This is a genomic window from Streptomyces sp. Alt3 (genome assembly GCF_030719215.1).
Taxonomy (GTDB): domain Bacteria; phylum Actinomycetota; class Actinomycetes; order Streptomycetales; family Streptomycetaceae; genus Streptomyces; species Streptomyces glycanivorans.
Map to the genome: position 1 here is coordinate 7,110,382 of NZ_CP120983.1, position 22,564 is coordinate 7,132,945.

General features: G+C 69.3%; 20 protein-coding genes and 2 pseudogenes. 16 read left to right on the plus strand and 6 right to left on the minus strand.

The window, feature by feature from the left end; translation table 11 throughout:
• Positions 1 to 12: 12 nt before the first annotated feature.
• The gene (locus P8A20_RS31525) at positions 13 to 1,071 is read left to right on the plus strand and encodes an AraC-like ligand-binding domain-containing protein (protein ID WP_306104702.1); all 1,059 of its coding nucleotides are present in this window, start codon (positions 13 to 15) and stop codon (positions 1,069 to 1,071) included.
• 4 nt (positions 1,072 to 1,075) lie between these two features.
• Positions 1,076 to 1,681 (plus strand): peptidase inhibitor family I36 protein, encoded by a 606-nt coding sequence (locus tag P8A20_RS31530; RefSeq protein WP_306104703.1) that lies wholly within the window; start codon positions 1,076 to 1,078, stop codon positions 1,679 to 1,681.
• A gap of 138 nt (positions 1,682 to 1,819) precedes the next feature.
• On the opposite strand, the pseudogene P8A20_RS31535 reads toward P8A20_RS31530, so the two are convergent.
• The 4 genes and pseudogenes from P8A20_RS31535 to P8A20_RS31550 form a co-directional block, all read right to left on the minus strand.
• A pseudogene (locus P8A20_RS31535) lies at positions 1,820 to 1,978 on the minus strand (IS5/IS1182 family transposase); the annotation flags it as partial.
• Positions 1,979 to 2,259: 281 nt separating this feature from the next.
• Entirely contained in the window at positions 2,260 to 2,688 is a 429-nt protein-coding gene (locus tag P8A20_RS31540; protein WP_147962407.1) for a hypothetical protein, read from the minus strand.
• Positions 2,689 to 2,759: 71 nt separating this feature from the next.
• Positions 2,760 to 3,485, minus strand: coding sequence for a hypothetical protein (locus P8A20_RS31545; protein ID WP_147962408.1), 726 nt, complete (start codon positions 3,483 to 3,485; stop codon positions 2,760 to 2,762).
• 231 nt (positions 3,486 to 3,716) lie between these two features.
• Positions 3,717 to 6,077, minus strand: a complete 2,361-nt coding sequence (locus P8A20_RS31550; protein ID WP_306104704.1) for a proprotein convertase P-domain-containing protein — start codon at positions 6,075 to 6,077, stop codon at positions 3,717 to 3,719.
• Positions 6,078 to 6,614: 537 nt separating this feature from the next.
• On the opposite strand from P8A20_RS31550, the gene P8A20_RS31555 reads away from it, so the two are divergent.
• From P8A20_RS31555 to P8A20_RS31620, 14 genes and pseudogenes are all read left to right on the plus strand, one after another.
• Complete coding sequence (locus P8A20_RS31555; RefSeq protein ID WP_147962410.1) at positions 6,615 to 6,923, plus strand: hypothetical protein; 309 nt, start codon at positions 6,615 to 6,617, stop codon at positions 6,921 to 6,923.
• A 441-nt stretch (positions 6,924 to 7,364) separates the two neighbouring features.
• A complete protein-coding gene (locus tag P8A20_RS31560) occupies positions 7,365 to 7,949 on the plus strand; it encodes a TerD family protein (protein WP_014157423.1) in 585 nt (194 codons plus the stop codon).
• 482 nt (positions 7,950 to 8,431) lie between these two features.
• A pseudogene (locus P8A20_RS31565) lies at positions 8,432 to 9,614 on the plus strand (alpha/beta hydrolase family protein).
• Between the two features lie 447 nt (positions 9,615 to 10,061).
• The gene (locus tag P8A20_RS31570) at positions 10,062 to 10,604 is read left to right on the plus strand and encodes a GNAT family N-acetyltransferase (RefSeq protein ID WP_147962412.1); all 543 of its coding nucleotides are present in this window, start codon (positions 10,062 to 10,064) and stop codon (positions 10,602 to 10,604) included.
• Positions 10,605 to 10,736: 132 nt separating this feature from the next.
• The gene (locus P8A20_RS31575; protein ID WP_187282333.1) at positions 10,737 to 10,898 is read left to right on the plus strand and encodes a hypothetical protein; all 162 of its coding nucleotides are present in this window, start codon (positions 10,737 to 10,739) and stop codon (positions 10,896 to 10,898) included.
• A 113-nt stretch (positions 10,899 to 11,011) separates the two neighbouring features.
• Positions 11,012 to 12,223 (plus strand): JmjC domain-containing protein, encoded by a 1,212-nt coding sequence (locus P8A20_RS31580; protein ID WP_147962413.1) that lies wholly within the window; start codon positions 11,012 to 11,014, stop codon positions 12,221 to 12,223.
• Positions 12,220 to 13,185, plus strand: coding sequence for an arginase family protein (locus P8A20_RS31585; RefSeq protein WP_306104706.1), 966 nt, complete (start codon positions 12,220 to 12,222; stop codon positions 13,183 to 13,185). Before P8A20_RS31580 ends, P8A20_RS31585 begins: the two co-directional genes overlap by 4 nt.
• 462 nt (positions 13,186 to 13,647) lie before the next feature.
• A complete protein-coding gene (locus P8A20_RS31590; protein ID WP_306104707.1) occupies positions 13,648 to 14,907 on the plus strand; it encodes a radical SAM protein in 1,260 nt (419 codons plus the stop codon).
• A complete protein-coding gene (locus tag P8A20_RS31595) occupies positions 14,888 to 15,664 on the plus strand; it encodes a cupin domain-containing protein (RefSeq protein WP_261988911.1) in 777 nt (258 codons plus the stop codon). The genes P8A20_RS31590 and P8A20_RS31595 overlap by 20 nt, the downstream gene beginning before the upstream one ends.
• Positions 15,661 to 16,449: an aldo/keto reductase gene (locus P8A20_RS31600; protein ID WP_306104708.1), complete on the plus strand. Its 789-nt coding sequence runs from the start codon at positions 15,661 to 15,663 to the stop codon at positions 16,447 to 16,449. Before P8A20_RS31595 ends, P8A20_RS31600 begins: the two co-directional genes overlap by 4 nt.
• Positions 16,446 to 17,420 (plus strand): ATP-binding cassette domain-containing protein, encoded by a 975-nt coding sequence (locus P8A20_RS31605; RefSeq protein ID WP_147962417.1) that lies wholly within the window; start codon positions 16,446 to 16,448, stop codon positions 17,418 to 17,420. Before P8A20_RS31600 ends, P8A20_RS31605 begins: the two co-directional genes overlap by 4 nt.
• Positions 17,417 to 18,235 (plus strand): ABC transporter permease, encoded by an 819-nt coding sequence (locus tag P8A20_RS31610; RefSeq protein WP_147962418.1) that lies wholly within the window; start codon positions 17,417 to 17,419, stop codon positions 18,233 to 18,235. Before P8A20_RS31605 ends, P8A20_RS31610 begins: the two co-directional genes overlap by 4 nt.
• Entirely contained in the window at positions 18,228 to 19,034 is an 807-nt protein-coding gene (locus P8A20_RS31615; protein ID WP_306104709.1) for an ABC transporter permease, read from the plus strand. The genes P8A20_RS31610 and P8A20_RS31615 overlap by 8 nt, the downstream gene beginning before the upstream one ends.
• Before the next feature lie 10 nt (positions 19,035 to 19,044).
• Positions 19,045 to 19,755, plus strand: coding sequence for a phytanoyl-CoA dioxygenase family protein (locus tag P8A20_RS31620; RefSeq protein WP_306104710.1), 711 nt, complete (start codon positions 19,045 to 19,047; stop codon positions 19,753 to 19,755).
• Between the two features lie 56 nt (positions 19,756 to 19,811).
• Here the strand turns inward: P8A20_RS31620 and P8A20_RS31625 are convergent, their stop codons facing one another.
• Together P8A20_RS31625 and P8A20_RS31630 are read right to left on the minus strand one after the other, a co-directional pair.
• Positions 19,812 to 20,831 carry a hemolysin family protein gene (locus P8A20_RS31625; protein WP_306104711.1) on the minus strand — a complete coding sequence of 340 codons (1,020 nt, stop codon included), beginning with the start codon at positions 20,829 to 20,831 and terminating at the stop codon, positions 19,812 to 19,814.
• Positions 20,828 to 22,165: a hemolysin family protein gene (locus tag P8A20_RS31630; protein ID WP_306104712.1), complete on the minus strand. Its 1,338-nt coding sequence runs from the start codon at positions 22,163 to 22,165 to the stop codon at positions 20,828 to 20,830. Before P8A20_RS31630 ends, P8A20_RS31625 begins: the two co-directional genes overlap by 4 nt.
• Between the last annotated feature and the right edge of the window lie 399 nt (positions 22,166 to 22,564).

Sequence of the window (22,564 nt, forward strand, 5' to 3'; positions counted from 1 at the left end):
ACGGGGGTCCCGATGGCGTTCACGGAGTTCGACACGGCGGAGTTACCGGCGGAGTACCGGTTCGACTGGTGGCGCGAGGTGGTCGCCCGGGGGGTGGCGCCGACCCGGATCACCAGCGACCACGCCGCCGACTTCGCGGGCAGCGCGGGGTCGCTGGACCTGGGGCGGCTCCAGGTCACCACGATGTCCTTCCCCGGGCTCCGGTCGGAGCGAACCGCCGGGCTCATAAGCCGCTCCGACCCCGAGACGTACGAGCTGACGCTGATCCTGGCCGGAGCGATGGTGGTGGGCCAGGGCCGCAACGAGACCCGGCTGCGCGCGGGCGACTTCGCGATGTGGACGTCGTCGCGCCCCTACAGCGGCCACGCCGAGAGTGGTCCCGTGACCGGGGACTCGCGGGCGATCATCCTGCACCTGCCGCGCGCGCTGGTGCCGCTGCCCGAGGCGAAGATCGACCAGCTGCTCGCCGTCGGCATCCCGGCCAGGTCAGGGACGGGCCGGGTGCTGGCGCAGTTCCTCGGCTCAGTGGTCGAGGAGGCGGCCGTGCTGGACGCGACCGAACGGGAGCGGCTCGGCGGGACGAGCCTCGACCTGACGACGGGGTTCCTCGCCCACCACCTCGACGCCCAGGAGTACCTGCCGCCGGAGGCGCGGCACGCGATGCTGCTGGCCCGGGTCGATACGTTCCTCCGGGACAACCTGTCGGACACCCGGCTCACCCCCCGTGCCGTCGCCGCGCAGCACCACATCTCCGTACGGCTCCTGCACCATCTCTTCCGTGGCCGCGACGAGAGCGTGGCGGCCACCATCCGCCGCCTGCGGCTCGAACGCTGCCGCGCGGACCTCGCCGACCCCCGGCTGCGCGCGATGCCTGTGCAGGACATCGGCGCGCGGTGGGGCCTGGTCGACGCCGCCACGTTCAGCCGCCTGTTCCGCACCACCTTCGAGGTGACGCCCGGTGAGTACCGGCGCGCATCGCGAATGAAGGCTGCGCTCCTTGACGATGACGGCGGAGGTCGCACACAGCAGTGTTGTGGCCAGTGCGAAACACGTCGTCGATCAGAGGGGTAATTCCGTGGCAGATCAGGGAACGTTCAGACCCACCGCGTGGGGAAGGGCCGTCGTCGCAGTGATGATGACGCTCTTCGCCCTGGCGGCCACGACGGGTGCGGCCGGGGCTTCCCCGGCAGCCGACCGGAATGGCAGCCCGGGCTTCGCGGCGCAGGCGAGCTCTTTGGGGCTGACCAGCGCCCAGGCGGACGGACTTCAGCGCACAGCCGACGGCTACCTGGCCAAGACGGACGGCACCCAGGTGGCGATCAACAAGATCGTGACCCGGGCCGGAGGGGAACTGCTCATCCCGCTGCCCGGAGAGAAGTACGCCCGTGATCTCGCCGACAAGAACGGCGCGCGGACCGCCGCCGCCGGCACCTGCCCGTACACCTACGTATGCGCGTTCGCACTCCCGGACTTCGAGGGTGCCCGCCTGAGCTTCTACGACTGCAACACGCTGAACAGCATTCCGTGGAGCGGGAACGGGTCCTGGAAGAACAACCAGGCATCTCACCTGAGGGCGAAGTTCTACGACATCAACGCCAATCTCGGCTGGACTTCGCCCGGAGGATACAGCCAGGACAACAACGCCCCCTGGGGCTGGGTCTACTACCTCAGCCCCTGCTAGGGCCTGTGTGATGTCGTGGTCATTCGGTGTCCTTGAGCAGGTCGTCGTTCCAGATCACTGATCCAGCGGCGCATCACATCGTCTGGCGGTCGGGTGGCCCCTGTCTCGATGCTGAGGCAGAGGCCACGCGCCGTCGGTGGAGCAGCTACGGGCAGCTACGATCGCAGCAAGGGCCTCACGATCACCCGCGCGACGCCTGCCTCCGCCCTGCGGACGCGTCAGCTCTGTCGGTGGCACCACCCGCCGAAACAGTACCCATGACTCATTCGGCACCAGCGGTTCGACCAGATCCGTCATGCGCGGTTCAACGGACGATCAGGCCATGAGAAACGACGTCTGGGAGACCCCTGCCCGCGTGAGGCAGGCGATCAAGACCCCGACGCCACGTGAGACCCGGTCTAAGGGCCGTCCCGCAATCCCTGGCGGGCGCACGACGACAGCTACGGCACCTCGCCGCGTTGTCGGAACGCCCGAATACATCCAGTATGCGGGCGTCCCTCCGCCTTGCGATGCACCGCATCTGACGCCGCGCGCTGATCCACCAGAGATTACGGGACGGCCCTTAGCGGCGTGAGTTCTTACTTTCCTTCCACAATGGCGATCGCCCATGTGGTCTTCTCGCTTTCGGGTGAAACTGTCAAGCTCTGCTCAGCCCCCTCGTCGACGAAGATGTTGCCGATGGCGACAGGGCCGCCGCACTTGACCTGGACCGGATCTGTCGCCTCGTCCCCAAGGGAAAGATTCCCCTCCCCGTCGCACCGCACGTGGACGGTGTAAACGTCCTTTTCCGAAAGGAAAGGATCGATTTTCTTGGTGCCCGATCCGGTGGTTTCCGGGATCAAGTACTTGGCGTTTTTCGGCAGCTTCAGATCCAGAGTGCTGCTCCCGGCCGAAGTCGCAGAGGCCGGCTTCGCGTCAGCCTCTTCTCCGGGCTCGGCGTCTCCGGATGTACATGCCGAAAGGGACAGGGCAAGCAGTGCAGGGGCGATGAATGCAACTCTGCGCATTGGCGATCTCCTGAAGGTGCGTGCCCCGGACCGCCTGAGGCGGTCCGGGGCACTGCTGTGCACGGGGCTGGTCAGTCGCTGATGACCCAGCCCTCACGGTAGGGGGCCCAGACGGTCATGTACTGCTTGTTGCTGACGGTGCAGTTGCTGTTGGCGCGGGCCATGTAGCCGTACACCTTCTCCCTCTTGATCCCGTAGTCGCCGTACACGGTCTTTCCCGCCTTGACCTTGCCGTAGGCCTCGACCCCCAGCTCGGAGGTCCAGGACTTCTTGGCCGATGCGGTGACCTCGGTCTTGATCTTCCCCAGCCAGAGGACCTTGGCTTCACCGCCCAGGGTGATGGAACCGCCGATCTCGGTCGTGCCGGACCTCTTCGTGGTGAACTTCCAGTCCATGGTGCTGCTGCGCTTGTTCTGCACGAACGTGCTGTACTTGACGGACATCGTGTTCTTCAGATTCTTGGTGATGCGCACGAAGTTGTAGGGGCTGCCGCAGTACTGTCCGGTGGGCGAGGAGAGGTCCTCGGTGCCCGTGAGGGGCTCATCGGGAAGCTCCGGGCCGTCCACCTGGCCGGGCAGGTCGAGCTCCTCGTTCAACTCGTCGATGGACTCGACACCGTTGAGGATCTCCCCGCCTCCGGACGGGGCGTCGCCGAGTTCGTCGGACACTATCGACGAGCCCTCTGCGATCACCGGTGCGTCGACCGGTACGTCTGTGTCCGCGAGCGCCGGAGTAGCCGCGCCTCCGAGGATCAGGATGCTGACCGCGCCGGCCGCGACTCTGGTACGAACGGACATAAGGGTCCCCCCACAATTAGTACATGTTCCCCATTGGAACTGCGTCCTGAAAAGAATTCTGGCACGGCATCCAACTCGTGACGAGGAAATCTCAATTGCTTGAGCTGGATCTGAGCTTCCTGAGTTACCTGCATTCGGACAACGTTGTCTTCCCGTGGAATGGAAAAGACGCCTCGTCCGTATTCTCGGATCGAGCCGTCTTTTCCATCCCGCCGCGAGGGTGAAAGCAGGTCAGAAGGTCAGAGTCCAACCGTTCAGTGTGCCGGTGGAGCCCGCGGACGTGTCGTCCACGCTGAGATTCCAGGTCCCTGACGCCGGCGCTGTGCCGACGTCCACCGTATAAATTCGCTGAAGGGTGCCGCCCGACTCCGCTGTGGAATCCGGCTTGAGCAGATGCAGCTTGCCGTTCGGGTCGACCAGGTTGATATTCAGGTCGCCGAGCCATCCGTGGGTGATATCCACGTACACCTTGATGTCCTTCGGCGCGTTACCCGTGATCCCGCTGACCGTGATCGGCGAACGCACGTGGTCGGCGTCAGGCAGGGCGACGGGGGTCTGGCTCTCGTACGAGGGGAAGGTCAGCGACCACCCGTTGAGAGAGCCGACGGCGCCGGCCGATGTGTCCTGAACCCGTAGCGTCCACGTCCCGCTCGCGGGAGAGGTGCGGGCGTCAAGGGTGTAGGTGCCACTGACCGGGGGGTCCGTCGCGGAAGTGGACTTGACGCGGTAGGGCGTCCCGTCCGGAGCGATCAGATCGACCTTGAGGTCCCCGGACCACTCATGGACGGCGTCCAGCTGCACCTGAAGGGCCCCGGAGGCCTTGCCCGGCAATCCGGCCACGCTGATGTCCGAGTCGAGTGTGCCTGCGTCAGGAATCGCGACCGTCCCCTTCTTCGCGAAAGAAGCCGGGATCAGCGACCAGTCCTTGAGCGTGCCGACACCACCCTTGGAGCGGTCCTCCACCTGCAGCTTCCAGGTGCCGCCGGCGGGTGAGGTGCTGGCGTCGGCTGTGTACGTCGCGCTCAACGCACCGCCGGTCTGACTTCCGCCCGTTGCCTTGAGCGGGTAGGACTTGCCGTCCGGGGCGATCAGGTCGATCTTGACCTCAGGGTGCCAGTCGTGCATCAGGTTCACGCGTACCTGTAGCGACTTGGACGCCTTGCCCGCCACGTCGGAGACGGTCACCGGCGACTGCACGATTCCCGGATCGGGGATTGCGTAGGCCGTGTAGTTGCCGATGTGTGACGGCAGAGGCTTGGGTTCCGGCGTGGGCGGCGGTGTCGGCTCGCTCCCGCCCACAGCCTTGCCGATGTCCAGGCGGGGGGTGGTCACGCTCCCGTCGACGATCGGCTTGCCGGTCGACTTGAGCAGCTGCTCGAGTTCGGTGACGGGCTTGGCGGGATAGGTCTGACGCAGGACGGCGAGAGCGCCGGCCACGTGGGGCGCGGACATGGAGGTGCCGCTCTTGGCCCCGTAGGCACCGTTGCGTACCGAAGAGACGATCTCGTCACCCGGTGCGAACAGGTCGAGCAGGGAACCGCGGTTGGAGAATTCCGAGACCGTGTCGTCATAGCCCGAGGAGCCGACCGTGATGGCGCTGTCGACACAGGCGGGACTGTTGACCCTGTTGCTGAAACCGTTGTTGCCTGCGGCGACGACGGTGGCGACCCCCGCTTCGAGCAAGGCGTCGATCATGGGCTTGCGTACGTCGGAACCGCATGGGGAGCTGTACTGTCCGCCACCGAGGCTGAGGTTCGCGGTGATCACCGGAATCCCGGCCTGCCGTAGTTGCAGGACCTTTTCCAGTGCCGCGACCTGAGCGCTGGTGAAGCTCTTCACGCAAGGCGTGTTTCCCTCACCGCAGTAGTCGGGGGAATCGAGTCTGCTGAACACCTGGATCGCGATCACGTCGGCGTCCGGGGCAACCCCCGAGACGGGAGCCGAGACGATGCCGGTTCCGTCGCCGGCCGCGATGCCCGCGACATGCGTTCCGTGCTCGCACTCGGTGATGGTGGCGCAGGGGCCGACCTCGGAGTCGGCCGTACCCGGCCCTTCCTCAGCCGCCGTCCCTTGTGGGCACAGGCTGGTGGCCGAGTAGGCGGGGTCGATCGGCGAGAAGCAGGCCTCGGAGACCACACGCCCCTGGAGGAACGGGTGTTTTGTCGCCACACCGGTGTCGATGACGGCAATGGCGCTTCCCTTGCCCGTCTTCCCCGTCTTGATGGCCCGGTCGCCGCCGATGAAGGGCATGCTGGTATCCAGGGTGGGCTCGGAGAGAGTGTCCTCCGTCACGCTCACCACGCCAGGCTTGGCGGCCAGAGCGTCGAGGCCGCTCCTGGTGACCTGAAGGGTGACCAGCGGCAGCTTCTGGAACTTCTGCATCGTTCTACCGGCAGAGGACGCGCCGGAGAGGTCAGACCGCTCCTCCGTCACGACATTGACGCGAACAGTGCCCTTCTCGGCTGCTGCGCCGTAGAGCGACGGGTCGATCGACCCACTGGTCACAGGAGCTGACGGGGCATCGGGTGAAGGTGTTTCGGCCACAGCCGGCGCCGCCCCCATGGCCAAGGCCATCACCGCGGTTGCCACCACGGTCCATATCGGTCTGTTCATATCGCTCTCGTGGAAGTGGGCAGGCGCAGCCCGCCGGTTGAAGTCATGTCCCGGTCGCGGGAGCGCAGCGCGAGCCGCCGTGTGCCGGCTCGACCGGACAGTGACCGGGCGCAGTACGAGTTCCGCGACTACCGCGCGGAGGAAGGTGACGGCCTTGCCTCTCGCATGGCCGAAACGCGGAGCTCCCCGGGCTCCGCCCGCAGCGGTGTCGAAGTGCCGCACGCCCCCTCGTGCCGAACACCTCTGGATCGGCACGGACCTTAGGGCGAGTCGTAAATGTTTTACAAGAGCAGATTTAACGGAACTCGATATTCCGCACATTGCTCCGGCAAAGCCCGGGGTGCCATCGGATTGGTGAGTTGACCAGGGGTTACCGAAACCGCCCGGAGAGAGGAACTGCATCGGTGGAATCTCGACAGCAAACCGGAGGATGCTCCCCCAGTTCTGCGTGCCGGAGTGCATGGAGTCACTCGTGCACTGGATGCTTCCTGTGAAGGTGTGGTGTACATTCACCGCGTGCAGATCAGGGGGAAGGACGACCCGAACTTCGCCGACCCGGCGGGTTCGTACGGAGGATCGCTCGTAGTCAGGAGCCTCCTGTGGCTCGCCGCCGCCACTCTCGCTCTCGTGGTCGCCTGGATTTTCTGGGCGGTGCTCATGGTCGGCGGCGGACTCACCACCGCCGTCTTCTGCACCCTCCTTGTCGCACCGGGGGCGGTCTTCTGTCTTGCCACCCGTAACGCACGGGCGAATCGTCGTGCTCGCACACGCGAAGCGGACGCGAGCGCACTGACGGACGACGAGAAGCCGTCGCCTCTCCGCTGAACCGGGCGACTGCTCTCTCCGGATTCGTGCTGCGCAAACCGCGCGGCTGGACGCACGCCGTCACCGAGGTCATGCCCTTCCCCGGAGGAGGGGTGTGGCTGAAGGCGACCGAGGACATCCACAGCTACACCGACGTCCGTGTACGCGCCGTCTTCCAGGCGCTCGCCCCCGGTCCTGCCACCGGGGAGGCCGGTGGCCTCTCCGGCCTCGGAGGCCTGGCGGCTGGTGCTCGAAGCCCCCGAGCAGCCGGTCTGAGACTTTTGCCCCTGGTCCGGGACGAGTTCGTCGCCGGGTCCCGTTCGTCATCTGCGACGGAACGGGCCCGGATCGCTCGTGCCGGGCCGGAGAGCGGCGTCGATGCGGGGGCCCGGCGCGGGGAACCGGGGGGACGCCAGGCAGACTCGGCGTGTTGCAGTTCCACCACCAGAGGATGATCCACGCATGATTACGCTCAGCAAGGAAGACGGGCCGGCGGACCTGGACGGCGTCACCCACCTGTCCATAGGCGTGTCCTGGGACCCCACGGCCGGGAGCAGCGGAGGGGTCATGGGCATGCTCCGCCGCAAGACCGGCACCGACCTCGACCTGATCGCCATCGCCATGCAGGGCGCGGACCCGGTGCGTCTGGCGGGCCTGGACTCGCTGGACCCCATGGGCAACGGCTCCCTGGTACACAGCGGCGACAACCAGACCGGGCGCGGCGACGGTGACGACGAGACGGTCACGGTGGAGTTCTCACGCGTACCCACCAACATCACGTCGATCGTCTTCGTCGCCGCGGCCTTCAAGAAGGGCAGCTCCTTCCAGAAGGCCCGCAACATCAGCTTCAAGGTCTACGACGGGACCGGCGGAACCACCCAGCAGGTGGCCGACATCTGGCCCAGCCTGCTGACGCAGGACAACGGCTGCGCGGTGGCGAAGGCCGTGCGGGTCGGCGGCTCGTGGAAGCTCGAAGTGATCAACGCGACGGGGAAGATCAAGCCGGGTGACGAGCACGCCCTGATGCGCTTCGCGATCAGCAAGTAGTTCCGCGGCCGGGGTACGTCCCGGCCGGTGCGGCGGCGGCAGGCGCCGGTTCGAGCACGTACTGCTCGACGGCGCCCGCCGCGTCGAGTTCCTGCTCCGCCCCGCCCATGGTTCCGGCCGCCGGTGCCGCCGCAGCGCCCGGTCCGCCGGTCGTGCCGCGCCGTCCCGGTGCGCGCCCTCACCCGGCCGGGTACTTCACCCGCCTACACCGCCGGGATGACATCCACGGCGCTCGTCCCGGCGCGGTACCGCATGGGGTGCCTGCGGACGACGCGCGCTGCCCGGGGCCGCTCGTAACGTTCATCCGGCCGACCGGATCCCGAGGAGCCGCCGGACGACCGCACCGGTGCACGGACTCCGCGGGACGGGGCCCGCCACCACGACGGCCCGCCCCGTGCGACGCGGTGCGGACCGGAGCGCGTCGGGGCGCCGGGACGAGGCCGGCATCCACGGCCCACCCCGAGCAGAGAACGGACGACTCCATGAACCACACGTTCTTCCGTCGCGGCCTGACCGCCGCGACCGCGTTACTGACGCTCGCCGTCGCCATGGGCGCACCCCCCGCCGCGGCGGCCGGGGAATCCGGCAGCGCACCGCGGCTGCCCGCACCGACCGGCCCCCGTGCGGTCGGCACCACGTCACTGCACCTGACGGACGACTCCCGCCCCGACCCCTGGGCCGCCGGGGTGGACGCGCGGGAACTGATGGTCTCCCTGTGGTACCCGACGGCGTCCCCGAACGGGCGGCGTGCGCAGTACATGACGCCGACGGAGTCGGAGCTGCTTCTCGAGGACGGGGGCATCACCGGCCCGGAGCCGGACGTGCTGAGCACGACACGGACCAACGCGTTCGCCGGAGCCCGCCCGACGGGCGCCACCCGCGGTCTTCCGCTGGTCGTGCTGTCCCCGGGCTTCAAGAAGCCGCGCGCCACGCTGACCACGCTCGCCGAGGACCTCGCCAGCCACGGCTACGTGGTGGCCGCGATCGGCCACACCTACGAGAGTGTCGCCACCACCTTCCCGGACGGGCGGGTCGCCACCTGCGCCGCCTGCGACCTCCCGCACGACGAAGCGTTCTGGGACCGGCTGGTGACGAGCCGGGCCGCCGACGTCTCGTTCGTCCTGGACGAGCTGACCGGCGGGCACGCGAAGTGGGACGGCGCGCGGCTCGTCGACCCGTCACGCATCGCCATGGCGGGCCATTCCGTGGGCGGTGCCGGCGCGCTGACGTCCCTGCTCGCCGATTCCCGGATAAGCGCCGGGATCGACATCGACGGCACGACCCAGGTCCCGGTCCCGGACAGCGGCCTGTCCAGGCCGTTCCTGTTCCTCGGAAGGCAGTCCCAGTACAGCCCCGGCAGCGGTGGCGATGCGGTCGCCACCTGGGAGCGCGACTGGCGGCACCTGACCGGGTGGAAGCGGTGGCTCGTGGTGTCCGGGGCCGAACACGCCTCGTTCACCGATGTCGGCCTGCTGGCGGAGCAGTTGGGCATCGACATCGGTGCCGGCCTTCCCGGCGGCCCGGGTCTCGGAGATCGTCCGCGGTTACACCCGTGCGTTCATGCAGCTGCATCTGCGCCACCGGCCCCAGCCTCTCCTGGACGAGCCCTCCGCCCGATACCCGCAGGTCATGTTCTGCACCCCTGAGACGAGCACCTGCGTCTGAGGACCGCACGGACCGGCGCGCACGGCGAATGCACGGCGTGCGCGCCGGAGCGGCCCTCCCCGCCCCGGCACGATTCTTCGCTGTTCCGCGAAATGGCCGGTTCCATGGCGATGGCACAGTTCCGCGGCGCGACACCCTCGGGTTTGTGCGCAGCACGCGGAACCGGCAGGGACGCCGACTGTGGCATGCCATTTCAGCCACCACGCATGCCGGAGTGGGCGGGGGCTGTGCGTCGGCTTTCATCACGGGAGCGCGAATGCGCCACAGTGCCGACCGGGAGAAGTCGTTGAATCCTTGTTCGGCGCCCCGGAATCGCGTGCGCATTATTCCCCGCGGCGAAAGACTTCCAGCATCTATATCCGGACTCTGACTCTACGACGCACCTCTGCCCAGGGCCCGGGTCCGGAAGGTTCTCACGGACGGCTGCGAGGTCGTACGGTAGCGATCATGAATATTTCCTTCAGGCGACTTTCCGCCTCCGAATCCGGGCCTCTGGTCACCTTTCTGACCAGCGAGAACTGGCCGTTCCACGCCGTGAGCGAGGTGGACCGGGAGACCGCCGGCCAATGGGTCACCGAGGGTCGCTTCGAGAGTGAGGAGAACAGGAGTTTCTGGGTGGCCGACGACGGGGCGGCGGTCGGTCTGGTCCGCCTCATGGACCTCGGGGACGCCACACCGCTGTTCGACCTGCGCCTGCGGGCCGCGGACCGGGGCCGTGGCGTCGGGGCCGTGGCGGTCGCATGGCTGACCAGGTATCTCTTCGAGGAATTCCCCGACGTGCGCCGCATCGAGGGCACGACCCGGCAGGACAACCGTGCGATGCGACGCGTCTTCGTGCGCTCCGGCTACGCCAAGGAGGCGCACTACCGGGACGCGTGGCCGTCGTCGGACGGCGGGGTCCACGACGCGGTCGGATACGCGATTCTGCGCCGGGACTGGCTGTCCGGGAAGGTGACCGTCCCGCAGTGGAATGACGAGCCCGTCGAATAGAACGGGTTTTCCTGCTACAGAATGGCGAACGCATCCCTTTTCGTTGCGCTCCGAATATCGCCCCTTGTTCGTCCGGTAAAGACCGTCGTACTCTCACCGGGAACTGCCGGCAACGTCGCTTTGGAGGCGAACATGGCTGACAACACAGCAAGGAATGCCCAGGAGCAGGAATTCCCCGAGGTGGAGGTCCAGGTCTCACCCGTGGCCGAGAGGGCGCGGGCGACCTTCGCCAAGACGCACAATCGTGCGGGTGTTCCGGACTTCACCCAGATGTTCGGTGACTCGGTGAAGTAGGGCCCAGGGTTCCGCGTGCGCCGGACCGACCGGGTCCGGTGCACGCGGAACCCGTTTCCATCGCCTTTTCGCGAATTCCTCCGTTCGGCGGCGACTAGGGAGACATCGGGATCATGACGGCACCCGCCTCGGAACTCGGCCGGGCATTGGCGGCCGCGTTCGGCCCTGACTTCGTGGTGAAACACCTCAGCACCGACGTGGTACTCCGGCATCTCGATCCGGAACTTCTCCAGGAACACTTCTCCTGGCGCGACCTCAACGAGATCCTCTCCCGGGGCCGTGTCGAACCGGCGGAACTGAAGCTGTGCACCGGAGGCAGATCCCTGCCCCGGCACGAGTACACGGTGACGCGGGCGGGCCACCGCGTGGTTGACCTCACCCGGACGTTCTCGCTCATGCGGTCCGGAGCCAGTCTCGTCATCGACTCGCTGGACCGGATCCACCCCGCCGTACGCGCCGCGACCGACGACGTCATGCGCATGGTCGGCGAGACCGCCTCCTGCAACCTCTTCGTCACCTTCGACGACTCGCAGGCCTTCGCCAGCCATTTCGACGAGGTGGACACCTTCGTCCTCCAGGTGCTCGGCACCAAGAGCTGGCAGGTGCACGGGCCTTCGGAGGAGCACCCCCTCCCGGAGTACGGGGACAGCGACCCCGCCCGCTGCCCGGAGACCGTGCTCTTCGAGCGGACGCTGGAACCGGGCGACGTGATCCACGTGCCGCGCGGGTGGTGGCACACCGTGCGCGGAGGCGGCGAATCCAGCCTGCACCTGACCTTCGCCTTCACCCGGCGTACGGGCTACGACTGGCTGCGCTGGGTGGCCTACCGGGCTCTGGACAGCACCGACGTACGGGAGAGCCTGGCCCGCGCCGGGACCCCGGAGGAGCAGCGCGCCCAGGCCGAGCGGCTCGTCACGGCGTTCGTGAACGAGGCGAAGGCGGTGACACTGCGGGACTTCTTCGACGCCGAGCGGCGCAGGAGCGGGGGCCGGGACACGGCCAGCCTGCCCTGGGACGTACTGAAGGCGCGCCCCTCGGCCGGGACGTCCGTCGAACTGGCCACCGTCCAGGCGCCGCTGATCGAGCTCAGGGGCGAGCAGCTGGTTCTCACCGCCGCGGACCAGGAGTTCGTCCTGCCCGCCGCCCACAGGGAGGCGTGCGAGGTGCTGGTCCGGGCACGACGTGTCGGTATGGCCGAGCTCGCCGAACAGTCGGGTGCCTCCCCGGCCGCCGTGTCGGCCCTGGTCTCCGCGTTGCTCCGGGCCCGCCTGGTCACGGTCGCCGACGGCCGCGCCGAACCGGCCGAAGGGTGGCGGGCCTCGTGAGGCACCCCTCGGTCCGGCCGGGTGCGGGCGCCCTGGGGCTGCCCGCGGCCGACGTCGACCCCGTCGTGTCCGGGTCCCTGGAGGCCGAAGCGGTGATCATGGGCCTGCCGTTCGACGCCGGGGTGACGGGGGTGCCCGGCCAACGCCACGGACCCGAGATCTTCCGCAAGCTGAGTCCGGGGCACGACTGGAGCGTCGACGACGACGGGGCGCTGGGCGGACTGATCGACCCGCTCACCGGGGGGCCGGTGCTCGCCGGCCGCCGGGTGTTCGACCTCGGCGACCTCGGCGCCGTACCGATCGACCCCCGGGTCGGCCGGGCCGCGTACTACCGGGCGCTGACCGGTCTCGTGGAACGGCTCACCAGGACGCGGGCCGTCCCCCTCTTCATCGGCGGGGACCACAGTCTCTCCGCGCCCGTGGTGACGGGACTCGCGGCCGTGCACGGACCCGTGCGCGTCGTGTGCTTCGACGCCCACTGCGACTTCGGCGCCCGGCCGATGCCGGGTGTCACCGACATCACGCACGGCGACTTCCTGGGGCACCTGTTCCAGACCGGAGCGGTCACCGCGTGCGAACTGTACGGCGTACGCACCTTGCTTCCGGCCTCGTGCGGACCGCTTCCGGCGGACCTGCGCTGTACGTACGCGTACGGCTTCCCGGAGCCGGCGGACACCGTGGAGGACGAGCCGGTCCATCTGTCGATCGACCTCGACGTGATCGACCCCATGGAGTTCCCGGCGACCGGACACCCCGAAGCGGGGGGCTACCGCCTGCGGGAACTGCTCGCCGCGGTCGAGCACGTGTGCCGTACACGCCGCGTGGTCGCCGTCGACATCGTGGAGGCCCTCCAGGACGACCGCGAGAACAGGGCGACGAGCGCCACGATCTCCGCGCTCGTCATGAGCTGCCTCCGGGCACTGCTGGACGACCACCACCGAGGAGGGACACGGGGCCGATGAGTACGGACACGGCAGAACAGAGCGGGACCCACCGCCTGCACGACTGGCAGATCGAACTGATCGAGCGGACGGACCGGCCCGCCACCCGGACGAGCGGGGACTCCAGCACCGGCGTCAACGCCGGTGAGAGCGATGTGTCGATCCGTCAGGAGCGCGGTCGTACCTGGCTCTACAAGGTCTGGGAGAGCGACCGCAGGGCGGGCCGCTTCCACCTGTACGCACCCGCCACCGGAGAGGTCCACCGGATCACTCCCCGCCAGGCGTCCCTCCTGCGGGCGGACCACTGGGCCGCCGGCCCCGGAAGAGGCCCGGGGCGGCCCCCCGGCCCCACCCGAAGATGTCTGGGAGGAGAGCGAGATCGAGGAACTGGCCGCACTGATCAGGCCGTTCGAAGGAACCGGCTGGCAGTTCCCCGATTTGCCGCCGGACGCGCGTCTGGAACAGCCGCGGGTACGCGTGCTCATGCTGAACCCCACGGAGCAGTGCAACATCCGCTGCACGTACTGCTACTACGGCGGCGCCTATCCGGGGACACGGCCGCATCAGACCGCGTCGCCCGCAGCGGACATGGTGAAGGCGGCGATCGACCTGTTCGTCACCGGGGAGGAACGGCTGGAGCCCGCCCAACGGGCGGTCTACTTCTTCGGCGGTGAGCCGCTGATGGCCTTCGACCAGCTGAAACAGGCCGTACTCACCCTGGAGGAGCGGAAGCGGGAGGTCGGTTCGCACCTGGAGAACCTGATCATCCAGGTCAACTCCAACGGCATGCTGCTCACCCCCGACATCGTCGACTTCCTGGTCGAGCACGACATCTACCTCAACATCTCCATCGACGGGCCCAACCACGACCGCTACCGGATCGACCGGCGCGGCAGAGGGACCCACGACCGGGTACGGGAGCGGACCGACTGGCTCGCGGAGTACCGGCCCGAGTACTTCGCCTCACGCGTCGCCGTCATCTGCGTCCTGTCCGCGCCGCTCGACGAGGCCTCCCTGTACCGGTACTTCAGTGAGTGGCCGACCGCGCTGCGCGCGCTGGCCTGGGACTTCGACCTGCTGCTGCCGGGAGGCGAGGAGTCCTACTCGGACTTCCGGCAGATGTTCGCGGAACAGCGCCGGGTCTGGGACCTCTTCGTCGCGTCGCACCAACTGCCCTACGAGACCCGGGAACAGTCGGGCCGTTACCGCTTCGCCTTCAGCCACGGCTTCCTCCACCGGTCCTTCCACCGGGCCCTGAACCAGCCGGCGCGGGACGGCGGCCCCCGGCTCGGGCACCTGCTGGGCGTCCAGTTCGTCCCGGGCAACGAATACCTCGTGCTCGGCTCGGACGGCACGCTGTACTCCTCGTACGAATACCAGTCCCCGGACTTCGCAGTCGGCCACACGGACCGGGGCGTCGACCCGCTGGCCGGGGTCGAGCAGCTCGGCATGTTCCGGGACGCCGTACAGGCGGGTTCCTGCCGGACCTGCTGGGCGGCGCCGATGTGCACGGTGACCGTGCCGGAGGCGCCCTTCCGGGCGTCGGACCCCGCCGGGACCGTACGGGAGAAGGTGACGGCCAAGCGGGCGCGCTGCATGTCGGAGCGGGAGAACCTCGAACAGGGCCTGCGCGCACGGGCCGACATCGAGGACACCTTCGGGGCGCAGGCCTTGAGCGGGCACCGCGAGGACTGGGCACGTCAGGCGCAAGGAGGCAGCCGCGTTGACTACTTCAACGCCTGACGGCACCGTCACCGCCGCGATGTGCGGCGACCGGCCCGCCGTGCTGCGCGGTGCCGGCCGCGACTGGCCGGTGTACGCCGCGCTGGGGGAGGCGCGGCTGCGGGAGCTCGAAGACCGCCCCGTGGTCGCGGAGGGCGCCGGGCGCAGGCCCGTGACCGTGGCTCTGCGGGAGATCCTCGACGAGTCGCGGGCCGAGCGGCCACGGGGACTGTACCTGCGCGACCAGCTGGTCTCGGAGTTCGAACCCACGCTGTGGAAACTGGTCCCGCGTGAGGTCCGCAGGATGAACTGGCTGCTGGCCCTGCCCGATGACGTACGCCCCGACTGGGTGTGGCTGATGATCGGCGGCGCCGGGACCAGTTCCCCGCTGCACGTCGACACGATGGCGAGCTCCGCCTGGAACCTGCTCGGATCGGGGCGCAAGCGATGGACCTTCCACCCTCCCAACCGCGCCGAGGAGCTGCGTCTGCTGCCTCCTGGCTGCGGCGGTCCGCCGGGCGGAGAGGGCACGGACGCCGTCACGCTGGTCCAGGAGCCGGGAGACATCGTGGTGACACCCAGCGGCTGGGCCCACGAGGTGCACAACCTCACGGGCACCGTCTCCGTCACCGCCAACTTCATCAACCGGTCCAACCTCGGCTTCGCGCGACGCTACTTCGAGATCCTGGGGGACCGGGCGAACCTCGATCTGCTCACGGCTGTGAGTACGGCGTTCGACCGGCTGGACGCCGTGACCGGCGGGAGCGGCGCCCGGTGAGCGGGGCCGGCACCCTGCCGTTCGGTCTCCCCCCGGTGAGCCTGGGCACCTGGCAGCTGCGCGGCCGGGAGGCGAGCCGCGCGGTCCAGCAGGCCCTCGCCCTGGGATATCGCTGCGTCGACACCGCCACCGGGTACGACAACGAGCAGGACGTGGGGGCGGGGATCCGCGCATCGGGCGTCGAGCGCGACGACCTGCTGATCGTCACCAAGTTCCCCGAGGAGGACGCCGGACGTGAACGCGAGACGCTGCTGCGAAGCCTGGACCTGCTGGGTGTGGACCACCTGGACCTCTGGCTGATCCACGGACCGCTGGACCCGGACGGGTCACTGGCCGTGTGGGAGCGGTTCGTCGACGCACGGGAGGCGGGCCTGGTCCGTGCCATCGGAGTCAGCAACTTCCGGCCCGCGCAGGTGGACGACCTCGTCGCCCGCTCGGGCGTGACCCCCTCGGTGAACCAGGTCGCCTTCGGCCCGCGCTGGTTCGACCCCGCCCTTCTCCGGCACCACGCCGCCCTGGGCGTCGCGGTCCAGGGGCACAGTCCCTTCAGCGAGAACGACCTCGGGCACCCCGTGCTGAAGGCCGTCGCCGGACACCGCGGCCGGGGCGTCCATCAGATCCTGCTGCGCTGGCACCTGGAACACGGGGTGCCGGCCGTGGCGAAGGCGGCCTCACCCGCCCATCTCACCGCGAACCTCACGGCCGGCGAGTTCGCCCTGACCTCCGCCGAGGTGGCTGCGATCGACCGCATCGCCGACGACGCGTGGACGGGGGCGGCCCCGTGAGAGTCCAGCTGGAGTCCGTGCACCGCTCCTACCGGGTGCGCCGGGCCCCCGAGACCGGCGGCCGCCTCACCCGGCTGCTTCGCAGGGTCAGCGGCGAGGTGGAGGCGCTGCGGGGCATCGACCTGCGGGTGGACGAGGGCGAGGCGGTCGGCTACATCGGGCTCAACGGGGCCGGCAAGTCCACCACCATGAAGCTCGTCGCCGGGATCCTCACGCCGACCTCCGGCCGGGTCACGGTGGACGGCCGTGACCCGCACGCGGAACGCCGTCGTCTCTCCGCGGAGCTGGGGTATCTCGCCGCCCAGCGCGCCAGCCTCTGGTGGGACCTCCCGGTGAGGGACTCCTACGAGCTGCTGCGGCGGGTCTACGACATCGAGCCGGCCCTCTTCCGACGCCGCCACGACCATCTCGTCGCCCGCCTCGACATCGGGCGGCACCTCGGCACCCCCGTGCGTGAGCTCTCCCTCGGCAACCGCACCCGGGCCGAGCTCGTGGGCACACTGCTGCACGCGCCGCGTCTTCTCCTGCTCGACGAACCGACCATCGGCCTCGACATCTTCGCGCGGGAGGCCATCTGCGACGTCCTGCGCGACCTCCGCCAGGACACCGCGCCCACCGTTCTCATGGCCAGCCACGACCTGCGGGACGTCGAGGCCATCTGCGACCGCATCGTCATGATCGACGACGGCCGGCTGGTGTACGACGGGAAGATCGACGAGCTCCGGACGCTCGGCGGCGGCCGCCGGACCCTGGTGATCCACCACGCGGCGGGCCACCGGCTGCCCCCGCTGCCGGGACCTGCCCGGTCCGAGGAACGGACCAGCACGGTCACCACGTACGTCTTCGCCCAGGGGGAGCTGCCCGGCGGGCTCCTCACGGAACTCTTCGCCGACCCACAGGTCGACGACGTGCGGATCGAGGCCCCCAGCCTGGAGACCCTCATCAAGGACCTCTACCTGGAGGGAGCGTGACGGGCACTCTGCGGCGTGGATGGCGGACCCAGCAGGCCATCGCCGGCATGCAGATGAAACTGGCCTTCCACTACCGGACCCGGGCCTTCGCGCAGGGGATCGGCGCCCTCCTGCTGATCGGCCTCCAGGTGGCGCTGTGGAGCGCCGTGTACGCCGGCGGCGACGGCCAGGTGCGGGCAGGCGGGCTGACCCTGCACCAGACGACGGTGTACGCGGCGGCCGGTACCGTCTGGGTGCTGTGTCTCCCCGGGCTCGCGCTGGCCCGGCAGCTGGAGACGAAGATCAGGGACGGCAGGATCGTGTCCGAACTCCTCCTGCCCACCGGGTTCCTGACGCAGTGGTTCTCCGCCGCGATCGGCCGCACCGCCGGTGTCACCGTGCTCGTCGGCGTGCCCGCGTCGATCGCCGGAGCCGCGGTGCTTCACCCCTTCACCCTCGATCCTGCCCACGTCGGGCGTCTGATGCTGACGACCGCCATCGCCTTCGTCGTCCTTTTCGACTTCAGCTACCTGATCGGTCTGTCCGCGTTCTTCATCCGTCGTGTCGAAGGGCTCAACGAGGTCCGTGAGGCACTGCTGCTCCTGCTCGGCGGCTCGATGATGCCGATCTCGCTGTACCCCGCCGGTCTGCGTGACGCCGCGCTCTGGACCCCCTTCGTGCACGGCTTCTACACCCCGCTCGGCACCCTGGTCCGGGACCCCTTCGTCGACGACCGGGTCGTCGCCCTCGGCGCCTGCTGGGCCGTCCTGCTGTCCGCGGCCGCTGTCCTGTGCACCCGTGCCGCCCTGCGGAAGCTGGTGATCGCCGGTGGCTGACACCCTGGCCGGGATGCGGAAGTCCGCGGGAATCGCGCTGCTCGCCACCCGGATGAACTTCCGGAGCCATCTGGTGCACCCGGGCGAGGTCCTGCTGGCCAACATCGGGGCGCTCGTCCAGGCCGTGTCCGGAGCAGCCGTCTTCATGCTGGCCCTCTCCGCGTCGGACGGCATCCACGGCTGGACACTGGCCGAGTGGGCGGCGCTCACGGGCTTCACGACGGTGGCCCGCGCCCTGTGGAACACGGTCTTCTTCGGCACCCTCGACATCCCGGACATGGTGCGCAGCGGGGAGCTCGACCACTACCTCGTCCGTCCGGCGAACCCGCTGATGCTCATCCTGTTCTCGAAGGTCGACACGGACGTCTGGATCGAGATCGCCGTCGGTACGGGCATGCTCGGCGTCGCCCTCCACGTCGGCGGGGCGGAGCTCTCCGGGCCCGTGCTGCTCTTCATCCCGCTGGCGCTGGCCGGTTCGGCGCTGGTCTTCGCGGCCATGCACCTCGCCGTCACCGCCCTGTCCTTCTGGCTGCGGCAGGACGCGATGCTGAGCATGCTGATCTGGCGTCTGGACACCTTCGCGCAACTGCCGATGAGCTTCTACCCGAAGTGGCTGATGACGGTGTTCTCCACGGTCGTGCCGTTCGCCTTCGTCGGCTACTTCCCCTGCCTCTACATCCTGGGCAGGACCGACTCACCGTTCGTCTGGCTCCTGCCTCTCGCGGGGCCCCTGCTGTTCCTGCCCGCGGTCCTGCTCTGGCGGAGCGGGATCGACCGCTACTCCAGCACCGGTTCATGAGGAGCCCGCTATGAACAACCGCGACGTGTTCGAGCGTGACGGATATCTGGTGGCCGACCTCTACTCGGAGGCGGAGGTGGCGCAGCTGAAGAAGATGCTGTCCGGCCTCATCGACCCTCCGTACTCCGGCCACCCCCGGCTGCACGTCCACGCCGCGTCCGGGACGCCCCTGCCCCACCTGGACCCGTTCAACCCGTACGCCGTGTGGAAGATCGTCAACACTCCGCTGGCCGGGGACGACTGGTACGCGCTCATCCGCGAGGAGCGGGTCCTGGACGTCGTGGAGGAGCTGCTGGGGCCCGACATCAACTTCCACATGGGATTCGCCCGGCTGCGACCCTCCCGTCTGAGGGCCGAGGAGGGCTGGCACCGCGACCTCGAAACGGACCGGCACACCCGGCCCGAGCTGGTCACCGCGCTGATCTACCTCGACGACATGGACGCGGAGTCCGGCGCCACCCTCGTACGGCCGGGCAGCCACCTCCGCCACGAGTCCGAGCCCGGGGCCCACGAGGCGGTGCCGGTCCTTGCCCGTCCGGGATCGGTGCTGTTCCTGCACTGCCTCACCGAGCACCGTGCCAGCAGCAACACGACGGACCGCCACCGGTCCATCCTGATCCACGAGTACAAGAGTGCCCGGACCGTGGAACTCACCCCCAACGACGCCGCCTTCGGCGATCTGCCGCTGCGCAGGGGAGGCAGGCGCCGGCCGGTCCGGTGAACCCTCACGCGTGAGCGCCCCGGCGCAGGGCCGGGGCGCTCGGAGACGTGCGGGTCCTACGCGGACTGGGGTTGCAGGAGGCGGGCCAGCAGGTCGTCCAGACTCACCATGCCGGTGAGCCGTCCCGAGGCGTCCCGGACGACGGCGAGCGAGGCCCGGCGCCGGCGCAGCAGCTCGATCGCCTCGGCGACCGTGGCGTCCTCGGTCAGTTCCGGCACGGGACGGGCCAGCTCACGTGCCGAGGCCGCCCGTCCCTGGGCGCGCGCGACGAGGACGTCACGGGCGTGCACCGAACCCAGGACGGTCCCGTCCCGGAGGACCAGCAGCCGGGTGCGGTCGGTGTCGGCAGCGAGGCGCAGGATCTGTTCCGCGTCCGCGTCGCCGTCGACGGCGGAGATGCCGGAAGCGGGGATCTGAAGGTCGCGCACCGGGGTGTCCGGTTCGGTCAGTGAGCGGGTCAGCAGCTCGGAGTCGGTCTCGCTGATCAGGCCCAGCCGCTCGGACTCCTCCACCAGGTGGGTGAGCTGCTCGCGGTTGTGGACGGAGGTCAGCTCGTCGCGCGGGGTGACCTTGCACAGCCGTACGAGTGCGTTGCTGATCCTGTTCAGGACCCAGATCAGCGGGCGCACCGTCTTCACGACGCTCCGGAAGGGCGGGGAGAGCAGCATCGCGGAGCGTTCGGGGTGGGCGATGGCCCAGGACTTGGGTGCCATCTCGCCGAGCACCATGTGCAGGAAGACCACCACGATCATCGCCACCGCGAACGCGACGCCGTAACTGAGCGCGGTGGGGAGCCCCAGGTCGTGCAGCAGGGGGTCGAGCTCGTGGGAGATCGCCGGTTTGGAGACCGAACCCAGGCCCAGCGTGCACACCGTGATGCCGAGCTGTGCGCCGGCCAGCATCAGTGACAGCTCGCGCATACCGGCCAGCGCCGCCTTCGCGCCGCGCCGGCCCTCGGCCACGGCCTTCTCCATGCGGTGCCGTTTGGCGGCGACCAGTGCGAACTCGGCCGCGACGAAGAACCCGCTGCCGACCAGCAGCAGCACGGTGACGAAGATCGCCATCGGGAAACTCATGCCTGCTCCTCCGGCCGGTCCGCCAGACGCTCGATACGGATGCGCTCCGGCACGTGCCGGTCGAGGGCGCGTACGTCGATGGCCGCGACCGCCCCGTGGGACAGCGGCACCGTGAGACGGTCGCCGATGGCCGGGAAGCGCCCGAGCCGGTCGATGATCAGGCCGGCCACGGTGTCGTAGTCCTCCTCGGCGGGCAGCTCGATCCCGGTGGTCTCCGCCACCTCGTCCAGGCGGCGCCCGGCGTCCACGATCCACCCGTCGCCGTCCGCGACGGCCACCTCGGTGACCGTGTCGGACTCGTCGGCGATGTCACCCACGAGCTCCTCGGCGATGTCCTCGTACGTGACGACCCCGGCGACGCCGCCGTGCTCGTCCAGGACGACGGCGAACTCGTCGTCCCGCTCCCGCATCCGCTCCACGGCAGCCGGCAGCGGCAGGGTGTCCGGCAGCAGCAGCGCCCCGCGTGCCACCGCCCCGGCGGTCGCGGCGGTCAGCCGGCCGGCGGGCAGCCCCATGAGCTCCCGCACGCCCAGCACACCCGCGACATCGTCGGGGTGGTCGCCGAGCACCGGGTAGTTGGAGTGGCCGTGCCTGCCGATGAGACCGATCGCCTCGGCGGCCGTGGCGTCCTTGCGGACGAAGACCGCGTCGGCGCGCGGCACCATCACCGCGTGCAGGGTCCGCTCCGAGAACTCCAGGGCGTGGTCGAGCAGTTCCGCCGTGCCGCGCGGAAGCTGGCCCTGTTCGTGGGACTCGCCGATCAGATGGCCGAGCTCCTCCAGGGTGGCGCCGTGGTGCAGCTCCTCGACCGGCTCGATGCCGACCTTCCGCAGCAGCTTGTTCGCCGCCCCGTCGAAGATCCGCACCACCGGGCCGACGACCTTGAGATACGCCAGTGTGGAACCGGCCAGGGACTTCGCCAGCCGCTCCGGGACGGCGATGGCCAGATTCTTGGGGGCCAGCTCGCCCAGCACCATCTGCACCACGGTGGCCAGGACGAACGCGAGCACCACGGAGATGCCGCTCACGGCGCCGTCGGGGATGCCCAGGCCGGACAGGGCCGGCCGCAGGAGCGCGGAGACGGACGGCTCCGCGATGAAACCGACGACCAGACCGGTCACGGTGATACCGAGCTGGGCGCCCGACAGCATGAACGACAACCGGCCCAGCACGGTCAGCGCCCGGGCGGCCCTCCTGTCCCCGGCTTCGGCCTCCCGGGCGAGGGCGAGCCGGTCGGCGGAGACGTACGCGAACTCCTGGGCGACGAAATAACCGGTGCCCGCGGTCAGCACGAAGACGGACAGCACGCCCAGCCACGCCTGTACGGCACTCATCCGACACCACCCCGCCGCGTGCCGTGCTCAGGAAGCGCTGGGCGGGATGGTCGGGGACTGTATCCCGAAGGGTCCGTCGATCTGGCGGACAAGCGAGGGCTCCTCATCTAGGCGTGCTCACACACAACGATTCTGACCGAAACCACGTTCCCGGCCACCGAGCGCACCGGTCGGCGCCATGAGCCGGCGGGGGCAACTCTATGCTTCTACTCCCCTGTAGAAGATGCCTGGCCCCGGTCGGGCCGGGGCCGCCCTCGGGGTCGGCGCCCGCGGTGCCGGGCGTCCGGAGCCGCGCACAGGCCGGTGCCGGACTGTCCGCGGCGGCCGGCCGTCCACTCGGACAAACGGTCGATATGCTGTCTTTCAGCCGGACGCGCCACGTGTCCGGGGCACATGAGG